The 18,502-nt window shown below is 72.3% G+C and carries 18 protein-coding genes and 1 pseudogene; 12 read left to right on the top strand and 7 right to left on the bottom strand.

The genetic code is table 11. The annotated features are described in order from the left end of the window. Window positions 1–566: 566 nt before the first annotated feature. From ACFV20_RS18015 to ACFV20_RS18055, 9 genes and pseudogenes are all read left to right on the top strand, one after another. Window positions 567–1,235 (top strand): DUF6230 family protein, encoded by a 669-nt coding sequence (locus ACFV20_RS18015; RefSeq protein ID WP_385657696.1) that lies wholly within the window; start codon window positions 567–569, stop codon window positions 1,233–1,235. Beyond that, window positions 1,235–1,696 (top strand): DUF6114 domain-containing protein, encoded by a 462-nt coding sequence (locus ACFV20_RS18020; RefSeq protein WP_385657697.1) that lies wholly within the window; start codon window positions 1,235–1,237, stop codon window positions 1,694–1,696. Before ACFV20_RS18015 ends, ACFV20_RS18020 begins: the two co-directional genes overlap by 1 nt. Before the next feature lie 124 nt (window positions 1,697–1,820). Beyond that, a complete protein-coding gene (locus ACFV20_RS18025; protein WP_385657699.1) occupies window positions 1,821–3,065 on the top strand; it encodes a cytochrome P450 in 1,245 nt (414 codons plus the stop codon). A gap of 300 nt (window positions 3,066–3,365) precedes the next feature. Next, a complete protein-coding gene (locus ACFV20_RS18030; protein ID WP_385657701.1) occupies window positions 3,366–4,376 on the top strand; it encodes a substrate-binding domain-containing protein in 1,011 nt (336 codons plus the stop codon). A 191-nt stretch (window positions 4,377–4,567) separates the two neighbouring features. Continuing rightward, a complete protein-coding gene (locus ACFV20_RS18035) occupies window positions 4,568–7,030 on the top strand; it encodes a nitrate- and nitrite sensing domain-containing protein (RefSeq protein WP_385657703.1) in 2,463 nt (820 codons plus the stop codon). Window positions 7,031–7,044: 14 nt separating this feature from the next. Further along, window positions 7,045–7,476 carry a roadblock/LC7 domain-containing protein gene (locus ACFV20_RS18040; protein ID WP_385657705.1) on the top strand — a complete coding sequence of 144 codons (432 nt, stop codon included), beginning with the start codon at window positions 7,045–7,047 and terminating at the stop codon, window positions 7,474–7,476. Window position 7,477: 1 nt separating this feature from the next. After that, window positions 7,478–7,837 (top strand): DUF742 domain-containing protein, encoded by a 360-nt coding sequence (locus ACFV20_RS18045; RefSeq protein WP_385657707.1) that lies wholly within the window; start codon window positions 7,478–7,480, stop codon window positions 7,835–7,837. Next, window positions 7,824–8,408 (top strand): ATP/GTP-binding protein, encoded by a 585-nt coding sequence (locus ACFV20_RS18050; RefSeq protein ID WP_385657709.1) that lies wholly within the window; start codon window positions 7,824–7,826, stop codon window positions 8,406–8,408. The genes ACFV20_RS18045 and ACFV20_RS18050 overlap by 14 nt, the downstream gene beginning before the upstream one ends. Window positions 8,409–8,453: 45 nt before the next feature. Continuing rightward, window positions 8,454–8,627: pseudogene (locus tag ACFV20_RS18055) on the top strand (type II toxin-antitoxin system PemK/MazF family toxin); the annotation flags it as partial. Window positions 8,628–8,854: 227 nt separating this feature from the next. Here the strand turns inward: ACFV20_RS18055 and ACFV20_RS18060 are convergent. The 6 genes from ACFV20_RS18060 to ACFV20_RS18085 form a co-directional block, all read right to left on the bottom strand. Further along, the gene (locus ACFV20_RS18060; RefSeq protein ID WP_385657710.1) at window positions 8,855–9,811 is read right to left on the bottom strand and encodes an ABC transporter substrate-binding protein; all 957 of its coding nucleotides are present in this window, start codon (window positions 9,809–9,811) and stop codon (window positions 8,855–8,857) included. A 76-nt stretch (window positions 9,812–9,887) separates the two neighbouring features. Then, complete coding sequence (locus ACFV20_RS18065) at window positions 9,888–10,553, bottom strand: ABC transporter permease (protein ID WP_385657712.1); 666 nt, start codon at window positions 10,551–10,553, stop codon at window positions 9,888–9,890. Beyond that, window positions 10,550–11,257: an ABC transporter permease gene (locus ACFV20_RS18070; RefSeq protein ID WP_385657714.1), complete on the bottom strand. Its 708-nt coding sequence runs from the start codon at window positions 11,255–11,257 to the stop codon at window positions 10,550–10,552. The genes ACFV20_RS18065 and ACFV20_RS18070 overlap by 4 nt, the downstream gene beginning before the upstream one ends. Next, window positions 11,254–12,378, bottom strand: a complete 1,125-nt coding sequence (locus ACFV20_RS18075) for an ABC transporter ATP-binding protein (protein WP_385657716.1) — start codon at window positions 12,376–12,378, stop codon at window positions 11,254–11,256. Before ACFV20_RS18075 ends, ACFV20_RS18070 begins: the two co-directional genes overlap by 4 nt. 81 nt (window positions 12,379–12,459) lie before the next feature. Next, entirely contained in the window at window positions 12,460–13,917 is a 1,458-nt protein-coding gene (locus ACFV20_RS18080; protein ID WP_385657718.1) for a sensor histidine kinase, read from the bottom strand. After that, window positions 13,914–14,621 carry a response regulator transcription factor gene (locus ACFV20_RS18085; protein ID WP_385657720.1) on the bottom strand — a complete coding sequence of 236 codons (708 nt, stop codon included), beginning with the start codon at window positions 14,619–14,621 and terminating at the stop codon, window positions 13,914–13,916. Before ACFV20_RS18085 ends, ACFV20_RS18080 begins: the two co-directional genes overlap by 4 nt. 152 nt (window positions 14,622–14,773) lie before the next feature. On the opposite strand from ACFV20_RS18085, the gene ACFV20_RS18090 reads away from it, so the two are divergent. Genes ACFV20_RS18090 through ACFV20_RS18100 form a run of 3 tightly spaced genes read left to right on the top strand, consistent with a single transcriptional unit; the run spans window position 14,774 to window position 17,349 of the window. After that, window positions 14,774–16,114, top strand: a complete 1,341-nt coding sequence (locus ACFV20_RS18090) for a ferric reductase-like transmembrane domain-containing protein (RefSeq protein WP_385657722.1) — start codon at window positions 14,774–14,776, stop codon at window positions 16,112–16,114. A 13-nt stretch (window positions 16,115–16,127) separates the two neighbouring features. Beyond that, window positions 16,128–16,538: an FMN-binding protein gene (locus ACFV20_RS18095; RefSeq protein WP_385657723.1), complete on the top strand. Its 411-nt coding sequence runs from the start codon at window positions 16,128–16,130 to the stop codon at window positions 16,536–16,538. 4 nt (window positions 16,539–16,542) lie between these two features. Further along, the gene (locus ACFV20_RS18100; protein WP_385657724.1) at window positions 16,543–17,349 is read left to right on the top strand and encodes an FAD:protein FMN transferase; all 807 of its coding nucleotides are present in this window, start codon (window positions 16,543–16,545) and stop codon (window positions 17,347–17,349) included. Here the strand turns inward: ACFV20_RS18100 and ACFV20_RS18105 are convergent. Next, entirely contained in the window at window positions 17,274–18,212 is a 939-nt protein-coding gene (locus tag ACFV20_RS18105; protein WP_385657726.1) for a Dyp-type peroxidase, read from the bottom strand. The two genes, ACFV20_RS18100 and ACFV20_RS18105, sit on opposite strands and share 76 nt — an antisense overlap. Window positions 18,213–18,502 lie beyond the last annotated feature (290 nt).

Genomic DNA, 18,502 nt, shown 5'->3' on the forward strand with positions numbered 1-18,502 from the left:
CCGTCACGCCGTCTCCGTACGTGACGGGCCGGCGACGGCAGGCCGGTCACCGGCCGGAGGTGCACACGGGAGGGGACCTCCGGCCGGGCCGGGCGGGGGGTGGCTGGTGACGCGGCGCGACGGGAGCGGCCGTGCGGTGGCAGAGGGCTCGGGCATGGAAAGCCCGTGCGGAGACACCGGGCGACGAGATGCCCGTACGGGGACGGGCGGGTCCGGGACACAAGGACGTGCCGCGTGACGGATCCGGCGCCACGGACCCGGTGGGACGAGGAGAGTTGTAGACCTGCGCCTCCGCCAACGTCAAGGCCCTGCAAGGGAGTTGTCAGGAGACTGAGCCTTTCGGAACAGCGGCGACTCACCCGTGACGCACAATCACCACTCTTTGTTCACACTTCCCTTGACCCTTCATATAACCCCCGGTAACTTCCTCATCGGCTACTGCGGCGTAACGAGAAAGCCCTTGCAACCGCCGGGAGTTGCGGGAGACGTGCGTACGCGGTCGATGTCCGCGCCAGGGCAACGTGCCACCGACGTCCGATCCGCACCGACACGCACCTGGAGCAGACATGACCTCCGCCGAGCAGACCCCCGAAAGACCGGACGGCGCCGCCGCCCCGGACGCCAGTGACGCTCCCGCGCGCCGGGGCCGGGTCCGGGCCCGCCGGGCCGCGGTGATGGCGGTGCCGGCCACGCTGGCCGCCGCCGGCCTCGCGGTGCTCACCGCCCAGGGGGCGCTGGGCGTGCAGTTCGCCATCTCGGGCATGCCGTTCACCGTCACCGCGACCGAGCTGAACGGCACCGGCTTCGCGCAGTTCGGCGGCCTGGACGAGATGGCCGAAGGCAGCCCCAACGCCGGCGACACCGGCGGCCAGGTGCTGGTCGTCACGTCCGTGATCAGGAACGCCACCCTCTCCAAGCTGTGCCAGAGCGTCGACCTGGGCGGCACGAACCTGGTCATCCGGGCCGGTGAGGGCGCGCAGAAGGTCACCGCCAGCGACCTCACGACCGACTCGACCGAGCTGACCGGCGACGCCGCGTTCAACAACATCGAGATCGGCAACGACGCCAGCACGCTCGACAAGGCCGGGCCCAAGGGCCGCGGGCCGAAGGGCGTCTTCAGCCAGCAGTCCGACACGGTGCACATCGCCAACCTGCGGCAGACCAACTACGCCACGACCGCCGGTGTGTTCAAGCTGCCCGGTCTGAAGCTGGGCTTCAGCGGGTCGGGCTGCTGATGTCGCGCGGTCCGCGCGAGGGTGTCCGGCCCGCCTTCCGGCAGTGGCGGGCCGACCGCCCGTTCTGGGGCGGGCTGCTGCTCGCCCTGGGCGGGGCGGAGGTGCTGCTCACGCTGAAGGCGTCGCTGGACGTCGTCCTGCACGTCGGCATGCAGGGCCTGGCCGGCTATCTGCTCCCGGTCGTGATGCTGCTGTGCGGGGTGCTGATCCTCTTCAACCCCGCCCAGCGGCTGTTCTACTCGGTCATCGGGGTGCTGGTCTCCCTGGGTACCTGGCTGACCTCCAACCTCGGCGGCTTCTTCGTCGGACTGCTCCTGGGCGTGGTCGGCAGCTGCCTCGCCTTCGGCTGGCTCCCGGACCAGGAGCCCCGCGTCGGCCGCAGACAGCGCCGCAAGGAGGCCAGGGCCGCCGCGCGCACCGCACCGCTCCCCCGGGAGCGGCAGACCGGCCAGACCGCCTGAATCAGGTCACTGATCCTCCCTCCCCTGGCGCCACCGGGCCACGGCCCAGTTGGCTGGACGGGACGCGCGCCCGCCCACCGGCGTGTGCGTGCTCCGTGACAGCCGCCGATCCAGGGAGAGTCCGATGGAATTCAGCAACCCGACGGTGATCGACCCGACCGGCCGAGACATCCACGGCGAGGCCGCCCGGATCCGGGCACGCGGACCCGTCACACCCGTCGAACTGCCCCACGGTGTCCCGGCCTGGGCGGTCAGCAGCGCGCCGCTCCTGAAGCGGCTGCTCACCGACCCGAGGGTGTCGAAGGACGCACGCCGGCACTGGCAGCGCTGGAGCGACGGCGAGGTGTCGCCCGACTGGCCGCTGTACACGTGGGTCGCGGTGCGGAACATGTTCACGGCGTACGGCACCGAGCACAAGCGGCTGCGCACCCTCGTCTCCAAGGCGTTCACCGCCCGCCGCACCGCCGCGTTGCGGCCCCGGATCGAGGAGATCACCGCGGCGCTCCTCGACCGCGTCGCCAAGGCGGGGTCCGGCGGCCACGCGGTCGACCTGCGGGAGGAGTTCTGCTATCCGCTGCCCATCCAGGTCATCGGCGAACTCCTCGGCTTACCGGAGGAGCTGGGCGCCGAGCTGCGGGTCGTGGTGGACGGCGTCTTCCACACGTCGGCCGACGCGGCCGAAGTGGCCGACATCTACGCCCGCTTCTACGCCGTCCTCGGTGAACTGGTCGCCGCGAAACGGGCGGCGCCCGGTGACGACCTGACCTCCGCGCTGATCTCCGCCCACGAGGAGGAGAGCGGCACGCGGCTCAGCGAGCAGGAGCTGCTCGACACCCTGATGCTGATGATCAGCGCCGGCCACGAGACGACGGTGAACCTGCTCGACAACGCCGTCCACGCGCTGCTCACCCACCCCGCCCAGCTCGCACACGTCCACGAGGGGCGGGCCTCCTGGGACGACGTCATCGAGGAGACCCTGCGGGCCGAGGCGCCGGTGGCCAGCCTGCCGCTGCGCTACGCCGTCGAGGACCTTCCCCTCGGTGAACTGGGTGGCCCGGACGGCGCGGTGATCCGCAAGGGGGAGGCGATCCTCGCCGCGTACGCCGCCGCCGGACGCGATCCGGAGCAGCACGGCCCGGACGCCGCCGTCTTCGACGTCACGCGCGCCTCCAAGGATCATCTGGCCTTCGGCTACGGCGTCCACCACTGCCTGGGTGCCCCGCTCGGCCGGCTGGAGGCGCGCGTGGCCCTGCCCGCCCTGTTCGACCGGTTCCCCGGCCTGACTCTCGCGGCACCCGCGGACGGACTGCCGCCGGTGGACTCGTTCATCTCGCACGGCCATCGGTCACTGCCGGTCCTGACAGGCTGACGCGCGGCGCGGCAGGCGCCGCGGCCCGTCGGCGGGCCGGTCCGCACCGGTCCGCCGAACCGCACGGACGGTATGGAAACCCGAGGTGAGAGCGTCCGTGACCCCCATGGTTCGACCGGCCGGACAGATCATCACGATGCGGCAGCATCAACTCACGGCAGGTGGCCGCTCACTTGACGACCAGTGGTCACACACGGTTGGCTCCGGGCCAGCGAGAGTCATCCGGGCGGTGCGCACCTGCGGCCCCGCCCGCGCTCTCCCCCCTGCTCTTGCTCGGCCGCACAGCGAGGTCCGCCCCCCATGAACAGTCCCCGCCCGCCGCACACCTCCGCGAGAGGCCTGCGTGTCGCGGTCCTGGCGTCCGTCCTGTGTCTGCTGGTCTCGGGCTGCTCCGTGCTCGGCGCGGCCGGTGACGGCCCGGACGGGGACGCGGCGGGCGGGCCGGTCGGCGGGATGAAGGTCGCCCTGGTCACGCACGGCGGCAAGGGCGACGCGTTCTGGGACCTGGTGCGCAAGGGCGCCGAGACGGCCGCCGCGAAGGACGGCGTCGACCTGACGTACGCCAGCGACGCCGACCCGGCCGCACAGGCCGCGCTGGTGCGCGACGCGGTCGACGACAAGGTCGACGGCATCGCGGTGACCCTCGCCAAGCCGGCGGCGATGCGCGGCCCGATCGCCCGGGCCAGGGCGGCCGGCATCCCCGTCGTCGGGCTCAACTCCGGCATCGACGCCTGGCGGCCCGCGGGCCTGCTGGAGTACTTCGGCCAGGACGAGTCCGTCGCGGGCCGGGCCGTCGGCGACAAACTGGACGAGGTCAGGGCCGGGCACGCCCTGTGCGTGGTGCACGAGCGGGGCAACGTCGCGCTGGAGGCCCGATGCGCCGGGATGAGGAAGACGTTCCACGGCGACACCGACAACCTGTACGTCGACGGCAGCGACATGGACACGGTGACCGCCGCCATCGCCGCCCGGCTGCGCCAGGACACGAGCATCGACGAGGTCGTCACCCTGGGCGCGCAGTACGGGCTCAGTGCCGTCGACGCCGTGCGGCGGGCCGGCAGCCGGGCGAAGGTCGCCACCTTCGACCTCAACAAGGACCTGGTCGAGGCGGTGAGGAGCGGGCGGGTGCAGTTCGCCGTGGACCAGCAGCCCTACCTGCAGGGCTACCTGGCGGTGGACGCCCTGTGGCTGTACCGGACCAACGGCAATGTCAGCGGCGGCGGAACGGCACCGGTGCTCACCGGGCCCGCCTTCGTGACCAGGTCGAACGTATCCGCCGTCGCGCGGTTCGCGGCCGCCGGGACCCGGTGACCGGGCACGTCCTGTGACGGAGTCGCCAAAGATTCGGTCAGGCCCGGCCCGCATGTCCACTTGTACGGATAACATCCTGCGCATCCCATGTGCCGCGCCCGGGACGGCACCACCCCCGCGCCCGTCCCCCACCTCCCCCTATCGCTCCGCCTCCCCGCTCCTTCCTCCCCGCTGATCGCCCTAGGACGACGATGTCTCGACGGACAGGTGCCCGGCGCCGCCTCGGTTCCATACGCCTCTCCCTGGTGCTGCTGGCCCTCGTGCCCGGCGTCACCCTCGCCGCCATGTGGGGCGTGACGACGATCCAGATGTTCTCGGAGGGCCTTCGGCTGCGCGACCAGACGGAGCTCAGCCGGTCCACCGGCGCCATGGGCACCGACGCGACGCTCGCACTCCAGCGGGAACGCAGTCTGTCCGCCGCGTTCCTGGCCTCTCCGAAGAGCTCCCGGGCGGCGCTCGACGCCCAGCGCGCGGAGACCGACAAGGCGGTGGCCAAGCTGGTCGGGCAGGCGGACGCGATCGAGAAGGCGCCCGCGCGCATATCCGACCGGCTGTACTCAGTCCTGGGCTCGGTGGGCAGTCTGGAGTATTACCGGGACCAGGTGGACAACCCGACCGACATCACCGCGCAGCAGGCGCTCGACCAGTACTCGTCGATCATCGACGACCAGATCCACGCCTTCCAGGAGCTGTCCCAGGTCGACGACGGCGACCTCACCTCGCAGGCCGGCCCGCTGGTGGCGCTGGAGCACGCGGCGGAGCTGGTCTCCCGGGAGGACGCGCAGCTGACCCTGGCCTGGCCGACCGGGCACCTGGACGACAGGGCGTGGACCCAGTTCACGGAGTTGGTGAACACCCGGCGCTGGCTGGTCCAGGACCAGGTCCTGCCGCAGCTGACCGGCAGCGCCAAGGCACAGACCGAGCGGATCCTGGCGAGCCGGGAGTGGCGGACGCTGCAGTCCGTCGAGGACCGGGTGCTGGCGGCGCGCAACGCGAGCACTACCGCCGACCGGATCGACCTGCCGGACGCGCACCGGCAGTGGTCCGCCGCCATGAGCCGGCTGTCCGACCGGTACGCGAGCCTCATCGAGCAGCAGACGGCGGGCCTGCTGCAGCGCAGCGCCGACAAGGCGGACGCCCTGCTGCTCAAGGCGGGCCTGCTGAGCGCGGGCGGGCTGCTCGCGCTGCTGGTGTGCGTCGGCATGTCGTGGCGGATCACCCGCTCGCTGTCCCGGCGGCTGCGCGGCCTGCGCCGGGCCGCCGTCAGCCTCGCGCAGGAGCGGCTGCCCGACGTGGTGGCGCGGCTGGAGCGCGGCGAGACGGTCGACCCGGAGTCGGCGACGACGCCCCTGGACTACGGGCACGACGAACTCGGCCAGGTGGCGCGGGCGTTCAACACCGCCCAGCGCACCGCCGTGCACGCCGCCGTCGAACTCGCCGACACCCGGCGCGGCTTCCAGAAGATCATCCTGGGTATAGCGCGGCAGAGCCAGAACCTGGTCAACCTCCAGCTGAGCAAGCTCGACACGCTGGAACGCGAGCACACCGATCCCGACATCCTCAAAGGCCTGTACGAACTGGACTCCACCGCCAGCCAGTTGCGCCGCTACGAGGAGAACCTCGTCATCGTCAGCGGGGAACGGCCCGGCCGCAGCTGGACCGAGCCGGTGGCGCTGATCGACATCCTGCGCAGCGCGGTCGGGGAGGTCGCCGAGTACCAGCGGGTGGAGGTGCTCACCGAGGAGGAGGTGTTCGTCGCGCCGCCCGCCGTCGCCGACGTCATCCACCTGCTGGCCGAACTCATCGACAACGCGACCGCCTACTCCCCCGCCCCGAGCGCCGTCACGGTGCGCACCCAGATGGTGGCCAAGGGCCTGGCCGTCGAGGTCGAGGACCGGGGCCTCGGCATGTCGGAGGAGGACTACACGTCCTTCAACGAGCAGCTGGCGGTGCCGCCGCAGTTCGACGTGGTGGCCCTCGCCGACGACCTGCGCCTCGGCATGTTCGTGATCGCCCAGCTGGCCCACCGGCACGGCATCGCCGTCACCCTGCGCTCGTCGCCCTACGGCGGGACCACCGCGATCGTCCTGCTGCCGCACGAGATCGTGGTGCGTGAGCTCGCGGACACCGGGGCGCCGGGCGGCGACGCCCCGGACGAAGGGCACGCTGCCGTGGACGGGCGGCGTGCGGGGGACGCCGAGCCGAGTGCGGAGCCGCGGCGCGGCGGGGCGTCGCGCGGGAGCGACGACGGCGCGGGGGCCGCCCACGCACTCAGGCCCATCGTCACGGCCCGCACCGCCTCGGCCGCCCCGTCGGCCACCCCGTCGGCCACTCCGTCGGTCACCCCGTCGGCCGCCCCGTCGGCCACCCGGGAAGTCCTCCCCCGCCGGGACGGTCTCGCCCCGCTCCCCCGCCGGGTGCCGCAGACCAGCCTGGTGGAGGAGCTGCGCGAGGAGGCCGCGCCCGCCGGTGACGACGGCTCCCTCGACGACTTCACCGCGGAGGCCGCCGCGTCCTCCCTGGCCGGTTTCCAGCGCGGCACGCTCCGGGCCCGTGACGACGCCGCCACGCCGCCCCCCGCCGACGAGACGCCCGTCCTGCCCGGGCAGGCCGCCGCCGGTTCCGTCCCCTCGACTCCGCCCGCCGACCGCTGACGAAGGACACCGCAATGACACGCCCCATCCCCGCCACGCACACCCAGCTCGACCAGCTGCTGACCGGACTCGTGGAGCGGGTCGCCGACGTGAACCAGGCCGTGGTGCTCTCCGAGGACGGCCTGGTGGTCAGCAAGTCCACCGGCTTCCTGCGCGACGACGCCGAGCGGCTCGCGGCGACCGCGTCGGGTCTGATGAGCCTCAGCAAGGGCGTCAGCATGGACTTCCGGGGCGGTCCGGTGCGCCAGGCGCTCATCGAGATGGCCAACAGCTATCTGATCCTGACCTCCGCCGGACCCGGTGCGCACCTGGTCGTGCTGACCGGGCCGGGCGCGGACGTCGGGGTGGTGGCGTACCAGATGAACATGCTGGTGAAGAAGATCGGCGAGCACCTCAGCGCGGCACCCCGGGGCGTCGCCGGCCCCGTCGCCGGTCCCGGCGTGTGAGGTGGACGCAGGTGATGCGGCGGGCCGGCTCGTCAGACCGTTCACGCTGACCCGTGGCCGGACCCGCCCCAGCCGCGCCGACTTCACACTCATCTCGACGGTCACGGCGGTCGACCCGCCGCCCGCCGCGGCGGCCCGGTGCCAGCCCGAGCACACCCGCATCCTGCGGCTGTGCGCCGAGCCGGTCGCCGTGGCGGAGCTCGCGGCCCGGCTCGACCTGCCGGTGAGCGTGGTCGTCATCCTGCTGTGCGACCTGCTGGAGGCGGGCCGGATCACCGTCCGCCCGCCCCGCCCGGTCTCCCGTACCGCTCCCGACCTGGACCTGCTGCAGAAAGTGAGGGACGGCCTTGGCCGGCTCTGAGCTTGCCACTGACGCGTCTTCGGCACCCGACACGGTCAAGATCCTGATCGCCGGTGGCTTCGGCGTCGGCAAGACCACCATGGTCGGGTCGGTCAGCGAGATCGTCCCGCTGCGCACCGAGGAACCCCTGACCATGGCCGGTCTGGGCATCGACGACCTCGACGGCATCGAGGAGAAGCGGGCCACCACCGTGGCCCTGGACTTCGGCCGGATCACCATCAGCCGCGAACTGGTGCTGTACCTGTTCGGTACGCCGGGACAGCAGCGGTTCTGGTTCATGTGGAACGACCTGGCGCTCGGCGCGCTCGGGGCCGTGGTCCTGGTGGACGTGCGCAGGCCCCGGGCCAGCTTCGCCGCGATCGACTTCTTCGAGCGCCGGGGCATTCCGTTCGTCGTCGCGGTCAACGGCTTCCACGGCGAACACCCGTATCCCGCCGAGGAGATCAAGGAGTCGCTGGCGGTGCCGGATCACGTCCGGGTGCTGCTGTGCGACGCGCGGGACCGGGAGTCGTGCCGGGACGTGCTGATCGCGCTGATCGACCAGTTGATCGCGTCGGCGGTGCAGGCTTAGGTTCCGTCCGGCGAACGTCGCCGGCCCGGGGCGCCAGGAGGACACATGCGACGCGGTGAAGTCTGGTGGGTCGGCTTCGACGAGCGACGTCCGGTCGTGCTGCTGTCGGACGAGGAGTCATCCGGGTTCCGGGTGATGCAGATCGTCCCTCCAGCGGGCGTCGACATGAGCGGCCTCGGCATTGAAGTGGCCGTCGGAAGCCTGGATGGACTGCCCTTCGGAGCACTCGACGAGTAGCGGACGCCCCTGCAGCTTCCGGGCAAGGGCGGCCCGCTGCCGTCCGGGGGATCCGAGAACGGCCGCTGCCTCGGTGCCGGCGAGCCGAGGCTCCGGCCAAAGAGGAGCCGGCCCGGGCGGTCTCACTCGCCCGGGCCGGTTGCCGCCAGGCCGTCACGCCGTCACGCCGTCAAGCCGTCACGCCGTCACGCCGTCACGCCGTCGCGCCGTCAGTTCAGGCCCGCCGACTTCAGCCACGTCGTCGCCACGTCCAGCGGGTCCTTCTTCTCCAGCTGCACCTGCGCGTCGAGTTCCAGCAGGGTCTTCGTGTCCAGCTTGGCGGAGACCGCGTCGAGGGCGTCGACGCCCTTCTGCGGGAGGCCGCTCTTGTTGACCAGCGGGGTGACGTTGGCGAACCCGAAGAGGTTCTCCGGGTCCTTCAGGACGACGAACTTCTCCTTCACGATGGTCGGGTCCGTGGTGAAGATGTCCGCGGCCTGGATGGTGTTCCGGGCCAGGGCCGCCTGGGTCAGCGGGCCGCCCGCGTCGAGCGCCTTGAAGGACTTGAACTCCAGGCCGTACACGGACTTCAGGCCCTTCAGACCCTGCTGCCGGGTCTGGAACTCGGGCGAACCGCCGATCACCAGGTCCGGGGCGGCGTCCTTGAGGTCGGCGAGGGTCGAGGAGGCCGTGAGCTTGTACTTCTTCGCGGTCTCGGCGTTGACCGTGACGGAGTCCTTGTTCTCGGCGGGCGAGGACTGCAGCAGCGTCAGCTTCTTGTCCAGCTTGGCCTTCACGGCCACGTCCACCGCGTCGGCCGACTTCTGTTCGGCCTTCGGGTCCAGATAGGCCAGCAACGAGCCGTTGTACTCCGGCAGTACGGTGACGGAGCCGTTCTTCATCAGTCCGTACGTGGTCTCACGGCTGCCGATGTTGTGCTTGTAGGTGACCTTCAGGCCCTTCGCCTTGAGTGCCTCGCCGTAGATGTCGGCGAGCAGGGTGCTCTCGGCGAAGTTGTTGGAGCCGACGACGACGGTGCCGGCCTTCGCCTTCTCGCCCGCCAGGGGGTTGTCGCCGGAGTCGCCGGAGGAACAGCCCGCGAGCAGCGCCGCAGCGGCGGTGAGCGCGACGGCCGCCACGCTGGTGTGCCTCGTCCTGGACCTGCTGCTGTTCGCGGTGATAGTCATCCACCGATCCAATCCAGCCGCTTTGTGATCAGTCAAGAGCGTCCTGGTCACGGTTTGTCACAGACCCGGCCGGCCGTCAGCGCCGGCGCACGCCCGGCGACACGGCCACCCGGCCCGCCGCCCAGAACAACGCCAGGGTGACCAGGGCCAGTACGGCCACCAGCGTGGCGCCCCCGACCACCTTCTCGTAGTCGCGCTGGTAGAGCCCGTCGACGATGTAGCGGCCGAGGCCGCCCAGACTGACGTACGCGGCGATGGTGGCCGTCGACACGATCTGGATGGCCGCCGAGCGCAGACCGCTCAGGATCAGCGGCAGCGCGACCGGCAGTTCGACCTGGAACAGGATCCGCGACTCGTGCATGCCCATGCCGCGGGCGGCGTCCACCGGAGCGGGGTCGACAGTGCGGACCGCCTCGTAGGTGGTCACCAGGATCGGCGGCACGGCGAGGACGACCAGGGGGATCATCACGGGCAGCAGGCCGAAGCCCATCACGATGACGATCAGCACCAGGAGGCCGAAACTGGGCAGTGCGCGGGCCGCGGTGGCGATGAAGGCGAGGGCGTTGCCGCCCCGCCCGGTGTGCCCGGTCACCAGACCGACGGGCAGGCCGATCGCGGCGGCCAGGGCCAGGGCGAGCAGGGAGTACTGGACGTGTTCCAGCAGGCGTTGCGGGATGCCGTCGTAGCCGTGCCAGTGGGCGCTGTCGCTGAAGAAGGCGTTGACGAAGTTCAGTACGTTCACCGGGTCACGTCCTGCGGGCGTGCGGGCAGGGGCTGCCGCGCTCCGGTCTTCGGGCGTCTGCGGGCGCCGCTCGGCATCCACGGGGTCAGCACGACCCGCAGCAGCACCAGCAGGGCGTCGCACGCGATGGCCAGGACCGCCGTCGTGATCACGGAGTTGACGGCCAGTTCGGGCCGGTCGTACTTCTGCGCGTCGGCGAGCAGATTGCCGAGGGCGCCCTGGTTGCCGATGAGGGTGCCGACGCTGACCAGGGAGATGCTGGAGACGGTGGCGACCCGGAGTCCGGCGATGATGGCGGGCACGGCGATCGGCAACTGCACCTGCACGTAGCGCCGTACGGGTCCGAAGCCCATGGCGGTGGCCGCGGCCAGGGTCTCCTGGGGCACGGACCGCACCCCGTCGACGATGGCCGGGACGAGTACCACCAGGCTGTACACGGCCAGCGGGATCATCACGGTCAGCTCGGTCTGGCCGGTGTAGTCGATGAGGACCACGAAGAAGGCCAGCGACGGGACGGCGTAGAGGATGGTGGTGGCGCCGAGCACGGGCGGGTACAGCCAGCGGAACCGGACGCAGAGCTGGGCGAGGGGCAGGGCCAGGACCAGCCCGGCCAGCACGGGCAGCAGGGCCTCGCGCAGATGCAGTCCGATCAGACCCGGGTAGCTGTGCTGGAGGTCGCTCGGGATGTCGAAGAAGCCGTTCACGAGGCGACCTCGGCCTCTTCGGCATGACCCGCGGCGTGGGCGCTGCGGATCGCCTCGCCGATGGTCGCCTGCGAGACCACGCCGGTCACCCGCCCGGCGTCGTCCACGGCGACGGCCCAGCCGGCCGGGGAGAGCACCGCGCAGTCGAGGGCGGCGCGCAGGGAGTCGGTGCCGGGGACGAACGGCCGTCCGTGCGGCAGGAGCCGGCCGGGGTCGATGCCACCGGCCGACAGATCGCGGGGCTCGGCCCAGCCGAGGGGCCTGCCCTCGGCGTCGGTGACCAGCAGCCAGGGGGCGTCGGCGGCGGCGATCCGCTCGGCGCCGGCGTCGGCCGGGACGACCGGGCCGGTCGTCAGCGGGAGGTCGGCCGAGGAGAAGAACGACAGCCGCCGGATGCCGCGGTCGGCCCCGAGGAAGTCCTCGACGAAGGCGTCGGCGGGGCTGGACAGCAGTTCGGCGGGCGGGGCGTACTGGGCGAGGTGACCGCCCTCGCGCAGCACGGCGACCATCGTGCCGAGTTTGATCGCCTCGTCGATGTCATGGGTGACGAAGACGATGGTCTTGCCCAACTCGTCCTGAATGCGCAGCAGTTCGTCCTGGAGCCCCTTGCGCACGACCGGGTCGACCGCCGAGAACGGCTCGTCCATGAGCAGGACGGGCGGGTCGGCGGCGAGTGCCCGGGCCACACCGACGCGTTGCTGCTGGCCGCCGGAGAGCTGGTACGGGTACCGCTTGGCGAGCGCGGCGTCGAGACCCACGCGTTCCATCAGCTCCGCCGCCCGCGCCCGGGCCTTCTGCTTGCCCCAGCCCAGCACCCGGGGCACGGTGGCGATGTTGTCGAGGATCGTGCGGTGCTGGAAGAGGCCGGCGTTCTGGATGACGTACCCCATGGACCGGCGCAGGGTGGTGACGGGCCGGCGCTGGATGTCCTCGCCGTCGAGGAGGATCGTTCCCTCGCTCGGTTCGACCATCCTGTTGATCATCCGCAGGGTGGTCGTCTTGCCGCAGCCGGAGGGCCCGACGAGGACGGTGATCGAGCGGTCGGGTATCTCCAGGGACAGCCGGTCGACAGCCACCGTGCCGTCCGGATAGCGCTTGGTGACTGATTCGATCCGTATCAAGGCGCCGGAGCCCTTCGGGTTGGCGGAAGCGTTGGCCGGTGGTCGTACGGGCTGTTTCCGGACGAGTCTAGAGGGCGGCTCTCACCGGTCCGCAGGGCGTACGCCGCTCCTGGGCAGGCGCACGGTGAACACCGTCGCTCCCGGCGCGCTGTTCACCTCGATGCGGCCGCCGTGGGCGCGGACCAGGGACCGGGCGACCGCCAGGCCCAGGCCGCTGCCTCCTCGGTCGCGGCTGCGGGCCTTGTCGACGCGGTAGAAGCGGTCGAAGACGCGCGCCCGGTCCCCGGGCGGGATACCCGGCCCGGTGTCGGCGACCCGCACCTCGGCCTCGCCGGGTGTGACGGCCACCGCCACCGACACCTCCGTGCCGGCGGGGGTGTGCACGGCGGCGTTGGTGAGGAGGTTGTCCACGACCTGCCGGATGCGCAGCGCGTCCATCGGCAGCGGTACCGGTCCCGGCCCCGTGCGGACGGTCAGCGGATGGCCGGGGTGACCGGCGCGGAAGGCGTCGGCGGCCTGCGCCACCAGCTCCACGAGGTCGGCGTCCTCCAGGCGCAGCGGTGCCTCCACCTCGGCCGCGTCGAGCCGGGCGAGCAGCAGCAGGTCGTCCAGGAGGACGCCCATGCGGGCGGCCTCGGCGCGCAACCGGGCCAGGTGCCGGTCGCGTTCCTCGGGGGCGTTGGCGGCGGCGTACTGGAAGAGGTCGGCGTACCCGCGCACCGACATCAGCGGGGTGCGCAGCTCGTGCGAGGCGTCGGCGACGAAGCGGCGCAGCCGTTGCTCGGCCTCGGCACGCACGGCGAGGGAGTCGTCGATGTGCTCCAGCATCGTGTTGAAGGCGGTGCGCAGTTCGTCCACCTCGGGCCCGCCGTCCCGGCCGTCGACGCGCAGCGGGAGCCGGGCCGCCGACTCGGTCAGGTCGTGCGAGGCGATGCCGTGCGCGGTGGACGCCATGTCGCTGAGCGGTTTCAGACCGCGGCGCAGCATCCGGCGGCCGAAGACGACCAGGGCGAGCAGGGCGAGGGCGAAGGTGACGACCTGGAGGGTGATCAGCTGCCCGACGGTGTCCTCGATGTCCTCCAGGGGCGCGGCGCTGACCAGGACCACCCCGGGCTCGACCTCGCAGGCGCGCAGCCGGTAGGTGCCCGCGCCCTCGAGGTGCTCGGTGCGCAGCAGTTCCTGGTGGGCGGCGGTCTGGGCCCGCGCGAGGGAGGTGAAGTCGTCGACGTCCTCGGGCAGATCGGCGGGGTCCTCGGGCCTGCGCAGTTCGGGCCTGCCGTCCGGCACGTCGTACACCGCGTAGAACCAGCTGTAGTACTTCTTGCCGGAGAGGGTGCCGTAGTCGGCGATGCTCTTGGACTGGGCGATCTGGGCCTGGGCGAGCTGGGTGTCGAGCTGGGCCGACAGGTAGTCGCGCATGTACGTGGTCAGGGCCGTGCCGACGACGGCGAACACGACCAGGGCCAGGGCGCCGAGGCCGAGGGCCAGCCGGGTTCCGAGCCGCATGGACCGGTAGGCCCGGCGCAGCCGGGCGATCACTCGGCGGCCTGCCGCAGCACGTACCCGAAGCCCCGCACGGTGTGGATGAGCGGCGAGCCGCCCTCGTCGCCCTCGCCGGTCTCGTCGAGCTTGCGGCGCAGCCGGCTGACGACCAGCTCGACGACGTTGGAGCGGCCGCCGAAGCCGTACTCCCACACATGGTCGAGGATCTGCGCCTTGGTGAGCACGGTGGGCGACTTGCGCATCAGGTAGCGCAGCACCTCGTACTCGGTCGGGGTCAGCGACAGCAGCCGGGCGCCGCGCCGGACCTCCCGGGTGTCCTCGTCCATCGTCAGGTCGCCGACCCGGAGCACGGACCGCTGGAAGGCGGGCCCGGCGCTGCGCCGCAGCACGGTGCGCAGCCGGGCCATCAGCTCCTCCACGGCGAACGGCTTGACCAGGTAGTCGTCGCCGCCCCGGGTGAGGCCCGCGACCCGGTCGGCGACGCCGTCGCGGGCGGTGAGGAAGACCACCGGCACCATCGTGCCGGAGGCGCGCAGCCGGTCCAGGACTCCGAAGCCGTCGACGCCGGGCAGCATCAGGTCGAGCACCACGATGTCCGGGTGGAACTCCGCGGCCCGCCGCAGGGCGTCCTCGCCGGTGTACGCCGTGACCGCCTCCCAGCCCTCGTAGCGGGCGACGGTCGCGACGAGATCGGCGATGGGCGGGTCGTCGTCGACGACGAGAAGTCGTACTTTCTCCACGCGCTCATAGTGCTGCACGGGTCCGGACCCCCCATAGCCGCCCGCCCTCTCGCTGCCGGATCGATAAACACTTGAAAGTTGAGCGACAGCTTTCCGACAGTTCCCGCGCGCCAAGCTCGGTGCACCAGGAGCCGATCAAGGAGCTGCCGATCGTGACGACCCTCCGACAACCCGCCGTGACGGCCCGCCCGGGCGTCCGCCCCCGAGTGGTGGGCCGCATCGGCCTGTACGCGGTGCTGCTGGCGAACGCGGTCGCGGTGGCCGTGTTCTTCGCGCAGGCCGGTTTCGCATCGAACGCGCTGATCGTGCTGGGCCGGCTGACCGGTCTGTACGCGGCGTTGCTGATGGCGTTCCAGCTGCTGCTGGTGGCCCGGCTGCCGTGGTTCGACCGGCGGATCGGCATGGACCGGCTGACGTCGTGGCACCGCTGGACGGGCTTCTCGGTGCTGTGGCTGCTGCTGTCGCACGCCGTGTTCGTCGTCCTCGGTTACGCGCGGGCGTCGTCGCTGGACCCGGTGAACCAGCTGGTCGACCTCGCGGAGACCGTCGAGGGCGTGCTGCGGGCGGTCGCCGCGCTGGCGATCATCCTCGTGGTCGGCGCGGTCTCGGCCCGCTCCGCCCGGCGCCGGCTGGCCTACGAGACCTGGCACTTCATCCACCTGTACACCTACGTGGCGGTGGTGCTGGCGTTCACGCACCAGGTCGCGGCGGGGACGACGTTCGCCTCGTCGCCGGTGGCGAGGGCGTACTGGTACGTCCTGTGGGGCGCGGCCCTGGCCTCGGTGTGCGCGGGCCGGCTGCTGCTGCCGCTGTGGCGGAACGCCCGCCACCGGCTGCGGGTGACGGCGGTCGTCCCGGAGAACGACCAGGTCGTGTCGGTCTACGTCACGGGCCGCGACCTGGACCGGCTGCCGGCGCGGGCGGGGCAGTTCTTCCTGTGGCGGTTCCTGACCAAGGACCGCTGGTGGCAGGCGAACCCGTTCTCCCTGTCGGCCGCCCCGGACGGCCGGACGCTCCGTCTGACCGTCAAGCGGGCCGGTGACGGCAGCGCGGCCCTGCGGCACCTGAAGCCCGGCACGCGCGTGTTCGCCGAGGGCCCCTACGGCGCCTTCACCGCCCTGCACCGCACCCGGCCCGACGCCGTGCTCATCGCCGGTGGCGTCGGTGTCACACCGATCCGGGCGCTGCTGGAGGAACTCGACGGGCACGCGGTCGTGATCTACCGGGTCGCGACGGACCGGGACGCCGTCCTCCACGACGAACTGCGCGACCTCGCCTCGGCGAAGGGCGCCGAGCTGCACCTGGTGACCGGGCCGCCCGTGCCCGACCGGCTGGCGCCGCGGGAGCTCGCCCGGCTGGTGCCTGATCTCGCCGAGCGGGACGTCTTCCTGTGCGGGCCGCCCCCGATGATGAACGCGGTGCTGGGCAGCCTGCGCGCGCTGGGCGTGCCCGGGCCCCGGATCCACTTCGAACGCTTCAGCCTGGCCGGATGACGAGGAGAGATTCGTGAAGCGAGCCCTGCCCGTCCTCGTCCTCAGTGTCGCGGGCCTGATCCCGCTGTGGCGCTGCTCCCCCGCGCACGACACCGGCTCGGCGGCCGCCCCCGCCGAGGCGGCGCCGGCGTCCACCCCGTCGGTCTCCTCCTCGGGCGGCACCGCGACGACCGTCGTGCCGGGGTCGCTCGTCGACACGGAGAAGGGCCCGGTGCGCGTCGAGGTCACCTTCGACGGCGACCGGATCGCCTCGGTGCGGATGCTCCGGCAGCCGGACCATCCGCAGACCACGGCCGCCGTGCCCCGGCTGATCGAGGAGACACTCCGGGCGCAGAGCGCCGACATCGACGCGGTGTCCGGCGCGACGGTCACCAGCGAGGGCTACAAGGAGTCGCTCCAGGCCGCCATCGACGCGAAGGGCTGAGGGGATGCGCCGCGTCGAGCACGTCATGGGGTTCCCCGTGTCGGTACGGATCGACGACGAGGACGTCCCCGAGGCGGCGGTGGACGGCCTGTTCGCCTGGCTGCGCGAGGTCGACGCGCGGTTCAGCCCGTTCCGCCCGGACAGCGAGGTGTCACGGCTGGACCGGGGCGAGGTGCGCGAGCCCGGCCCGGAGCTGCGTGAGGTCCTCGACCTGTGCGAGGAGTACCGGGTCGCCACCGGGGGCGCCTTCGACGTGCGTCTGCCCGGCCGGGGCCTGGACCCCTGCGCCGTGGTGAAGGGGTGGTCGGTGCAGCGGGGGGCCGAGCTGCTGCGGGCGGCGGGCGCGCACCGCTTCTGCCTCAACGCCGGCGGCGACGTGGTCGCCTCCGGCGGTCCCTGGCGCGTGGGCGTGCGCCACCCCGAACACGCCGACCGGCTCTGCGCGGTCCTGGACGTGACGGACCGGGCCGTGGCGACCTCCGCCCGCTACGAACGGGGCGAGCACATCCTCGACGGCCGCACCGGCCGCCCGGCGACCGGTCTGATGAGCGTGACCGTCGTCGCCCCGACCCTGACCGAGGCGGACACGGTCGCGACGGCGGCGTTCGCGCTCGGCCGGGAGGGCGCCCGGTGGGCCGCGGCCCGCGAGTGCTGCGAGGTGTTCGCGGTGGACGCGGAGCGGCGGGTGCTGCGCAGTGCGGGGTTTCCGGTGGCACGGGGCGATGTGACCGGGCGTCACCTGCCGGGCAGGTCCTCCAGGAAACCCGCGGGCGGTACGAAGAACAGGCTGCCGGTGACGGCACGCGAGTAGTCCAGCAGCGGGTCGGGGCCCGCGTCCGGCCCGCCCAGGAACATCGTGCGCAGCATCGTCTCGGGGATCCGGGGCGTGCGCGCGTAGGCCACGAAGTACGTGCCGAACTCCCCGTGCCCGGGCCTGCCGAACGGCATCGCCGAGCGCAGGATCCGCACCTCCGCGCCGTCCGGGCCGAGGACGGTGTTGACGTCCTTGTGCGAACCGGGCGCGTCGAGTTCCAGGTTGGTGAGCTTGGTGCGGCCGATGACCTTCTCCTGCGCCTCGACGGCGAGGGCGTCCCAGGCGTCCACGTCGTGCAGGTACTTCTGCACCAGCGCGTAACTGCCGCCCCGGAAGCGGGGATCCTCGTCGCCGACCAGGGCCGCGTCGGCGGCGGCCTGCCCGACCGGGTTCTCGGTGCCGTCGACGAAGCCGAGCAGGTTGCGCGAGTCGAAGGAGGAGAAGGCCTGTGTCTCGTCCCGGACGGTGACGGCGCCGCGCAGCCGCCGCAGCAGCTCGGCGGCCAGCGCGAAACAGAGGTCGGTGCGGGCGGCCCTGATGTGGAGGAAGAGATCCCCCGGGGTGGACGGCGCGTGATGCCGGGGCCCGGCCAGTTCGCGGAAAGGGTGCAGTTCGGCGGGGCGCCGGCCGCCGAACAGCCGGCCCCACGCCCGGGATCCGACCCCGGCGACGCAGCCGAGACCGCTGTCGGGGCTGGGGAATCCGACGGACCGCACGAGGCCCGCGACCGAGCCCAGCGCCTCCCGCACGGCGCCTTCCCCGCCGGGTTCGATCGTGGCGACCAGAAACACCGCGACCGAGGCCGGCGGGTTCAGCACCGGCTGCGGCAGCATCTCGCCCGAGGGCAGCGGTGACGTCATGGATTCCCATCCCTTCGCCCGGACGGCACGGCCCGTCCGCTCCCCCTCCGGGACGGTACGGCCCGCGCCCCTGACACGATGCCCAGCGAACGGACGGCCGGAACTCCCCTGCTGCCACGAGCAGTTGATGTGTCCGCCCCGCCCATCGCGCCTGGACGTTCGTCGTACGTCACCCGGCGGCCGCGGCCGGCCCGCCCGGCCGCCGCCCGGCGGAGAGGACCTTTCGACTTCGTTCGTCACCCACTCGCACCTCATCGGCACCGGTTACTGTCATAGGTCACCGAAGGTTG

The sequence above is a fragment of the Streptomyces sp. NPDC059696 genome, from assembly GCF_042733745.1.
GTDB lineage: Bacteria > Actinomycetota > Actinomycetes > Streptomycetales > Streptomycetaceae > Streptomyces.

Coding starts and splice junctions, on each gene's coding strand:
- ACFV20_RS18035 (WP_385657703.1), top strand. CDS start 4,568: ATGTCTCGACGGACAGGTGCCCGGCGCCGCCTCGGTTCCATACGCCTC.
- ACFV20_RS18100 (WP_385657724.1), top strand. CDS start 16,543: ATGCGCCGCGTCGAGCACGTCATGGGGTTCCCCGTGTCGGTACGGATC.
- ACFV20_RS18025 (WP_385657699.1), top strand. CDS start 1,821: ATGGAATTCAGCAACCCGACGGTGATCGACCCGACCGGCCGAGACATC.
- ACFV20_RS18020 (WP_385657697.1), top strand. CDS start 1,235: ATGTCGCGCGGTCCGCGCGAGGGTGTCCGGCCCGCCTTCCGGCAGTGG.
- ACFV20_RS18040 (WP_385657705.1), top strand. CDS start 7,045: ATGACACGCCCCATCCCCGCCACGCACACCCAGCTCGACCAGCTGCTG.
- ACFV20_RS18015 (WP_385657696.1), top strand. CDS start 567: ATGACCTCCGCCGAGCAGACCCCCGAAAGACCGGACGGCGCCGCCGCC.
- ACFV20_RS18030 (WP_385657701.1), top strand. CDS start 3,366: ATGAACAGTCCCCGCCCGCCGCACACCTCCGCGAGAGGCCTGCGTGTC.
- ACFV20_RS18060 (WP_385657710.1), bottom strand. CDS start 9,811: ATGACTATCACCGCGAACAGCAGCAGGTCCAGGACGAGGCACACCAGC.
- ACFV20_RS18105 (WP_385657726.1), bottom strand. CDS start 18,212: ATGACGTCACCGCTGCCCTCGGGCGAGATGCTGCCGCAGCCGGTGCTG.